Here is a 7,172-nt window from a genome sequence, read left to right as displayed (position 1 = left end):
GGAACCGGGGGAAGTGTAGGGCCAATTATATTTGGATCTAATGCATTAGCTTGAAGTGCCTCATTTATTTTTTTTATTTCATTTTTATCAAACACATATCTACCTCCTATGAGTATACTGTATTATAGTAATATACACAGTTACCATACGTAAGTTTCGTTTATCGTTATATAATATGTTTTCCCTTTTCTGTTGTGTTCCTTAAATCGTAGTGAACCATCCACGTTTAACTTCTCATCAATTGTAAATTCCTTATCTGTATCTACATACTCTGCCAAAAAGAGAATCGTATGTTGTATTTTTCCTTCTATTATATTGTCATTTCACATCCTATAAATTTATTTTCATTCCCAAGCATGTATATAATATTCTTCATCAATACAATAAACAAATTTTACGGTATTGCATTAATTGTGTAGTCAATTTCTATTTCGTTACTCAACCTTTATAAGGATAAAAAATTCCAAACACTGAGGATGGGATAAGGGAAAAATTTTTAAAAAGCATACGATATGAGATTCTCTAAACCGTAATACACGTTTTCATATTGATAAAACACTCAAAATTTTCCTTAAAGACAAAAATTTATATATCTTATTTATGTAATTCATGTTATGGTTCCATATGTTAATTAATTACAACACTTTTAAAAAGGAGTATACACAATGTTACCAAAGAAACTAATATGTTTAGCACTTCCAATCATGTTATTAGGGGTAGGTTGTGAGATGTCTAAAGACCACCCTAAAGATAGTACAGCGAAAGAAACTACAATTAAAGAGGATTCAAAGAAGGAAACTCCAGCAAAAGAAACCTCTGAGGAAGTATCTCCTGAAAGGACAACTCAGATTAGCGAAGCGATAGACTATAGGGTTGCTATTAATGACTTAAATAAAGAGTTTGAAAAAGCAATGAACGATTTAGCTATGATAATTAATAAAGATAGTACGTTAAGTACTTCAAAAGATAGCTATAAAAACGATTTACTATACTTAAGAAGCGTAACACTAAAGTATGATGATTTAAAACCAAGTAAAGACCCAGGGTATAATCAAGAAGAAACACATAAACTTCTCTTAGATTCTATGAAAGATATGCGAGATGCAATTAGTATTCAATATGCTAGCATAGACAACATAGCAAGCGAAGATTTTATGAGAGGATTAACCCTAACGAACGAGGCTTCAAACAAGTTTATAGAAGCAATGAAAACATTGAAATAAGAAGGCTTTAGTTATCGAGGGGGATTCATAATGAAAGCAAAAAAACTAGCATACGTAGTTTTACCAATCATGTTACTAGGGGTAGGTTGTGAGATATCAAAAGACCATCCGAAAGAGTCAGCTTCACAAGAAACTGTATCGGAGACTTCTACAGAGTCATCAAGACACAAGACTTTAAATGATAAGTCCTTCACATATACGAATTCCTTATTTGACCTAAGTGATGAATTAAGCAAAGCTACGAGTGCTGTATATGATGCAGTTGGTGATGATAATTACAAAATTGCACTTAACGATTTAAAGAAAGTAACTCTTAAATTCGAAGACTTAGAGCCTAGTGCTGATTACAAAGACATTCATGAGAAAGTACTTCAATCAATGAAAACGAGAAGAGAAGGTATAGAGTTAATATTATCAAACATAGATGATAAAACAAAAAGTGATTTCTTGAGAGGGTTAAATCTTCTAGGGGAAGCAAGTGATTCTTATATAGATGTAATCCGTGAAATAGCACATAAAAACAAAGGGTAAAGTATTAAAATTCATTGAAGCTGAATGTGAAGTTAAAGAAAAGAAATAATACATACTTAATATATAATTTCTTTCAGGGGGCGTCTTCATGAAAGTTGTACGCTCTATATTTAAAGGCTTTCGTTTAATAGGTTTAATTGTAAAGCCAGTACTTAAAGCGTTATCTAAAAGTAAATTTTAAATCTCATAAATATTAAAATCCCCTTCTGCATATAGGTGCAAAAGGGGATTTTTTTCAAATTATTCTATTCGTTCTACAGACAGTACTCATAGATAAATAAGAAACGGTGTATATTTACCCTAACATTTATAAAGATGAAAATCAATATATAATTATCTACATATAGAACCAGATAATAATTTTTGTTCATAAAACTATTCTTTTGTTTTATTTTTTAATGTATTCGTACCACCAGTTTCTTTCATCCATCCAAGCTGTAATCTTATCAAGCTCGCCATTAGGTAGTACTTCAGTTTGTAAGTACGCTAAACCAGTTAATGGATCAGAGACAACCTTCCCTTTTGTTCCACGCTCATTCATAGCATTTACGACTTCCTGAACCAGTGAAATACCAAATCCACCAGATTTAACGTATTGATAGCCACCATTAGCAACAAATTGTTCTGTTTGTTCCTCTCCTGTAAACCAAGATAATGATTTACTGCCAATCAATTGATTCAAATCACACTTACCGATACCAGGTACATTACCTGTCTCTGTGTATTGCCAAATATCGCATGGATAAGCTGGCTTGTTACCGCCATAACGAGGAATCCAAACAAAGTCAGATTTTACATTTGCCATACCAAACGGAGCATACATATGATGACCAACGTATAAACCAACTTTCTGAGCACCTAATCGACGTAGTTCATCAATAAATGCTTGTGTGCCCGCTCTCATATCATTCATTGTTTTCACTTCAACATCTGCAACCCAGACTGTCGCGCTCTTGTCTCCACGGTTCCAGAAGTCACGAGCTTCTACTCTTGCATCATTTTCAGAAACGAAGCGACAGAATGCATAGTTACCAAAAGGAATACCATGTTGCTTCATGGCTTGTACATATCCTTTATACAATGGATCTACATAGTTTGAACCATCTTGTACACGAGCGATGATGAAATCAATGTATTGCTTTGCTATAGGCCAGTTAATGTCACCATTCCATTTTGAAATATCAATAATTTGTCTCATTATTTATCCACTCCTTTGTTTCGTTTATCCGCAAACCATTTACCCGCTGTAGGATTAGATACAACACCTGCAGCAATCAAAATGTACAGAATCATATCTACGTATTCTTGATATCTTCCTAAATTAAAATGTGGGACGGTATCCATTAATACCATCCCTAACAGTGCAAACAATGCTACCCATAATCCGTAATTCTTGAATTTCTCTTGCATCTTTATTTCCTCCGTTTCCTTGTATCAGAACGTTTTATTTTCGCTTCAATTTCACTTGCTACGCTTTCCAGTAACCATGTTGGAATCCATTTGTCCCAGCCAACACGAACACAATTAGCGGTGAAACTGTTGAAAATGTGATATGTTAAACCACCAGTTACCATAAAGAAAAAGAAATCTGGTAACTTGAATGCGATATCAAACATGTGAGCTAAGCATGGCAACAAAAAAAGCACCACGGTACGTGCGATGCCTTCTACTCCATATGCTGATGAATACGATCCATCTAACTTTGATGCTTTACTTCCTGTAATCCAATCGAGTGCAACAACCATCATCAGAATGAATATCCAGATTAGATTAGTTTTTCCATAAACCAAACTTAAAAACGTTCCTAGTCCACCGCTTACAAATGAAACTGCTTTGAATTGTGCTGAATTAAAAATATCGATTATGTTAAGACTTCTGAAAATGTCATGAACTCGCTCCAATTGTTCACCTCCTTTTAAAATAAAAAGAGAGACTAATTCGTCTCTCTTTGTTTTAAAACTGTATTTTTTTCCAAACTAATTTTCCATTTCATCTATAAATTAATTAAACAAATAATTTAATTTTTCCGTATCTAATATCTTTTTAACTTTTTCATCTGTAAATATACTAGAGTCAAGAATTTTAACACATTGACCACTATTTATATCAAAGATATATTGATGTTTTAATGGATAAAGTCTCTTAGCTATCAAATATTTAGAACATAACTGTCCTTTTTCATAGTCATTCGGAATCATAGGGACATTGAATTTTTCTTTAAATGAATACTCCACCCCATATTTTCCAGCTGAAGATTCAACTTGTCTACATACTTTCAATATGGATTCTCTCATAGTTCTCGGATCTTTTATTGTTGAATAAAGTCGTTTGAACCTTCTGTAAAGAGCGTATACATTTGGTGTCTTTTTTTTGATTTTTTGTTCGTAATCTTGGAATAATACAGGATCTCTATAATCCATTTCTAAAACATTAAATGCAAAATCGATCTCTTCTAATGTGCTAGTATCCAACATTGCATTATAAAGATTTTCAGCAAATGCTTTATTTTCTTCATCATACATATATCCTCTTTCTTTCATTAGAGGATATAAATAATAATGATGCGCACGATCTTCAATTGTTTGTGCCAAAAACTCGTCCAATTCGTTATATTGGATTTCAGGACTTCTTAAAAGTCTTGGGAACCCTCTCAAAAATAATATCGCATGAAATAACTCATGTGCAAAAATAGGGATAATTTCGGGATGACCTTCAGGGACTACAATCTCAATCTTCTTATTCTGATAATCAACATAGTGATGAGCTAATCCTAATGGGTCATCTGAAGCCCCAATCTCTACTTCGATAGTGTAACCTTTTTCTGAAGCTAAACTTTCTACTTCTTTATAAAGATCCAATTCAAATAAATTCATATCTTATTCCCCTTTCTATAATATCTGCTATTAATAATATAGAATGAATAAGATTTTCACAAAAGAAAAGATAAATTAATTCGTTTCTTCGGGTTTTGGCTCTTCCGTTGGCGGTTCAACTAGGGCTGTTGGTTGCCCTGGTTCTGTTACAGGTGGTTGTTCTCGCTCTTTTGGTTCTTCTTTCACTGGGACAGGGACAACTTGTTTCACATCAATTCGTGAGAAGATATAATCACCAATTACAACCGTTATTGTATTATTATTGTTTAACTGTTCGTTTAGATAGATTGGATCATAATCGTTTGTTGTAATCTCAATCACTTTTCCAGCATTCGTGTGAACCTCTACCTTTTTAGCACCTTCCGTATCAATGATATTTAATGGAATGATACGTTTAACATCAATGCGTTGAATAATGAAATCACCAATCAATACCGTTATTAAATCATTGTCATTTAGTTTTGTATTCAGCGCTTCCGCATTATATACTTCAGTTTGTACTTTATGCTTTAATCCACCTTGTGTATGAATTTCAATTGTTTTCATATATTATTAATCTCCTTTTATTATTATTGAATCATTTATCTTAATACGTACCGCCACTTCTTGACTGGATAAACAGTCGCCCTGTAACAGTAGCGTTAATTCTAGCTAAACTATTTGGTGTAATTTTAATTTCAACATAACGGCCGCGTTGCAGTTTCCCTTCGTTATCCTTCGCTAAATAAGGGATCAAATTAATATCTTGTCCTCTTATTGAATCAAACGGCAATGTATTCCCATCTACTTCAATCATTACTTTTGATGGGGTTTGGTATAATTCGAAAATGCCAAACTCAATTTCGTGGGTGTGGTTTGGCAATGTAATTTCATGGCTGTGTGGATCAAGGTGCATATCGTGTTGATGGTTTGGCAGACTCATAGAATGCTGATGATCTGGTGTCGTCATCGTATGCGTATGATTTGGTGTCGTCACAACGTGTGTATGATCGCCACTAGAACCATGTGTGTATAAGCTTGAGCCAGTTCCTTTTGCATAAAATGAAGCTGCTGTATTCCTACCGGGATCTGAAAAAGCTGTGTACAATCCAATCGTTGGAGGTTCAGCAGGAACAATACCACCACCATGAAACATCTTATGAACATGGTCTCCGCCACCGCTTGAAGATTGCACACTCCCCCCTCCGCTAGATGACGTTTGTACGCTACCACCACCACTTGACGTCGATTGTACAATAGCTCCGCCAGCGGACGTGGATGATACTACTCCACCACCAGCCTGCGTTGAACCTACAACAGCACCTCCGCCTTTAATGGCGCGCTCATACGCTCTAAATCGTAACGTTTCAAATGTCAGTATCAGTTGATTCACATTCTTTACATCGTTTGGTATTTGAAACCTAATAATAGCCGGATGTTCTGGATCGCAATTATCTTGGAAAGGTTGACTGTCAATATTAGTTGTTCCTTGAGAATACACTTCATTGACTTTCTGTCTCTTCTCAATATCAGCTTGTATCGTCCCTATATCAGTTACCTTATTTTCTAATACAAGTTTTACATCAAGCGGATTACCAGTAACATCATCTTTTTGACGGTCCATTACTCGTAAGTCAACAAATATATTAAAATCCTCATCGTATAAACGTACTAGCTTGCCAGTCTCATACTTTTCTATTTTGTATGGATCAATCAATTCATAATCAATTGCATCAATTTCATACGTAACCTTTGGCATGCAAGCTTTTAGTAACATCGCCCTCGCTGAAGCATAAAGCGATTGAGCATCTTCAAATCGTCTATCTACCCAAATATAATCAAACCCATCATGTAACTCTCTAACAAAATCAGGAGCATCTATATAGGGAAGACCGTTGTTAACACTTTTAATTGTGAGCTGATTAACTCCCTCTCCATAACCAAGCGGGTAAATCCTTGTCATAACATCCTTAGCTTCTACTTTTCGTTTAATACCTTTCATATTCTTCCTGTATCGAAGTTCACCCGTAATTTCTTCAGAATATCGGACAATGTTTAATGTCCAAGGATAAGATGAATCATCCCAAGTCCATTGGAATTTCTCATCAAATGGCTTAGGAATGCTATATATTGGGCCTAATAATGTATCTTCATTTTCCCAACTATATTGAAAATATTTTACGAAATCACACCGACCAAGTTTCCAATGCTTGATTCTCTGTTTGCTAAGAAGATACTCGATATTCTCCCTTGTGGTTAAATTTAATCTTTCGTGATAACCAAAAAGCACGCTATCCATCAAAGTGGATAAAACGTGCTCGCAGTCATACGTTATTATTTTTTCATGTGCTTCTCTTTCTTCTTCGCTATCCATAATACGGAACATACCGATACGTTTACCGTTATCAAAAATCTCCACATAATCAAATGTTTCAATTTCTTTTCTTTTTGGATCAGTAAACGGTAATGAAAAACCCGCCGTCCAAAGTTCATTGAGTGGCGGGTTGTATTTTATATTATATGCATTTTCAAGATATGCCTTGAGTTGCATTTGTTTGTTGTAGAG

Annotated in this window: 9 protein-coding genes; 2 read left to right on the top strand and 7 right to left on the bottom strand. The window is 34.5% G+C overall.

Annotated elements, in window-relative coordinates; all coding sequences use genetic code 11:
- Window positions 1-95 (bottom strand): exosporium leader peptide-containing protein (locus MR170_RS32500; RefSeq protein ID WP_242309260.1); only part of this gene is annotated, 95 nt, incomplete at its 3' end.
- Window positions 96-665: 570 nt separating this feature from the next.
- Here MR170_RS32500 and MR170_RS21800 point away from each other — a divergent pair.
- Window positions 666-1,223 carry a hypothetical protein gene (locus MR170_RS21800; protein WP_242309257.1) on the top strand — a complete coding sequence of 186 codons (558 nt, stop codon included), beginning with the start codon at window positions 666-668 and terminating at the stop codon, window positions 1,221-1,223.
- A 30-nt stretch (window positions 1,224-1,253) separates the two neighbouring features.
- Entirely contained in the window at window positions 1,254-1,754 is a 501-nt protein-coding gene (locus tag MR170_RS21795) for a DUF6376 family protein (protein WP_242309255.1), read from the top strand.
- A gap of 388 nt (window positions 1,755-2,142) precedes the next feature.
- Here MR170_RS21795 and MR170_RS21790 read toward each other — a convergent pair whose 3' ends face one another.
- From MR170_RS21790 to MR170_RS21765, 6 genes are all read right to left on the bottom strand, one after another.
- On the bottom strand, window positions 2,143-2,952 hold the full coding sequence (locus MR170_RS21790) for a GH25 family lysozyme (RefSeq protein WP_242309253.1): 810 nt from the start codon (window positions 2,950-2,952) through the stop codon (window positions 2,143-2,145).
- Window positions 2,952-3,164 (bottom strand): hypothetical protein, encoded by a 213-nt coding sequence (locus MR170_RS21785; protein WP_242309252.1) that lies wholly within the window; start codon window positions 3,162-3,164, stop codon window positions 2,952-2,954. Before MR170_RS21785 ends, MR170_RS21790 begins: the two co-directional genes overlap by 1 nt.
- Before the next feature lie 2 nt (window positions 3,165-3,166).
- Window positions 3,167-3,655 carry a phage holin family protein gene (locus tag MR170_RS21780; RefSeq protein WP_242309250.1) on the bottom strand — a complete coding sequence of 163 codons (489 nt, stop codon included), beginning with the start codon at window positions 3,653-3,655 and terminating at the stop codon, window positions 3,167-3,169.
- 99 nt (window positions 3,656-3,754) lie between these two features.
- Entirely contained in the window at window positions 3,755-4,627 is an 873-nt protein-coding gene (locus MR170_RS21775; RefSeq protein ID WP_242309248.1) for a hypothetical protein, read from the bottom strand.
- Window positions 4,628-4,702: 75 nt separating this feature from the next.
- Window positions 4,703-5,173, bottom strand: a complete 471-nt coding sequence (locus tag MR170_RS21770) for a hypothetical protein (RefSeq protein ID WP_242309247.1) — start codon at window positions 5,171-5,173, stop codon at window positions 4,703-4,705.
- A gap of 40 nt (window positions 5,174-5,213) precedes the next feature.
- Window positions 5,214-7,157 (bottom strand): phage tail spike protein, encoded by a 1,944-nt coding sequence (locus MR170_RS21765; protein WP_242309258.1) that lies wholly within the window; start codon window positions 7,155-7,157, stop codon window positions 5,214-5,216.
- Between the last annotated feature and the right edge of the window lie 15 nt (window positions 7,158-7,172).

This window comes from Bacillus cereus group sp. BfR-BA-01524 (assembly GCF_022662595.1).
GTDB classification, from domain to species: Bacteria; Bacillota; Bacilli; order Bacillales; family Bacillaceae_G; genus Bacillus_A; species Bacillus_A thuringiensis_S.
Note: the sequence above shows the minus strand (reverse complement) of the source record. Positions and strands in the feature narration are given on the sequence as shown.

Coding starts and splice junctions, on each gene's coding strand:
- MR170_RS21800 (WP_242309257.1), top strand. CDS start 666: ATGTTACCAAAGAAACTAATATGTTTAGCACTTCCAATCATGTTATTA.
- MR170_RS21795 (WP_242309255.1), top strand. CDS start 1,254: ATGAAAGCAAAAAAACTAGCATACGTAGTTTTACCAATCATGTTACTA.
- MR170_RS21790 (WP_242309253.1), bottom strand. CDS start 2,952: ATGAGACAAATTATTGATATTTCAAAATGGAATGGTGACATTAACTGG.
- MR170_RS21785 (WP_242309252.1), bottom strand. CDS start 3,164: ATGCAAGAGAAATTCAAGAATTACGGATTATGGGTAGCATTGTTTGCA.
- MR170_RS21775 (WP_242309248.1), bottom strand. CDS start 4,627: ATGAATTTATTTGAATTGGATCTTTATAAAGAAGTAGAAAGTTTAGCT.
- MR170_RS21770 (WP_242309247.1), bottom strand. CDS start 5,173: ATGAAAACAATTGAAATTCATACACAAGGTGGATTAAAGCATAAAGTA.
- MR170_RS21765 (WP_242309258.1), bottom strand. CDS start 7,157: ATGCAACTCAAGGCATATCTTGAAAATGCATATAATATAAAATACAAC.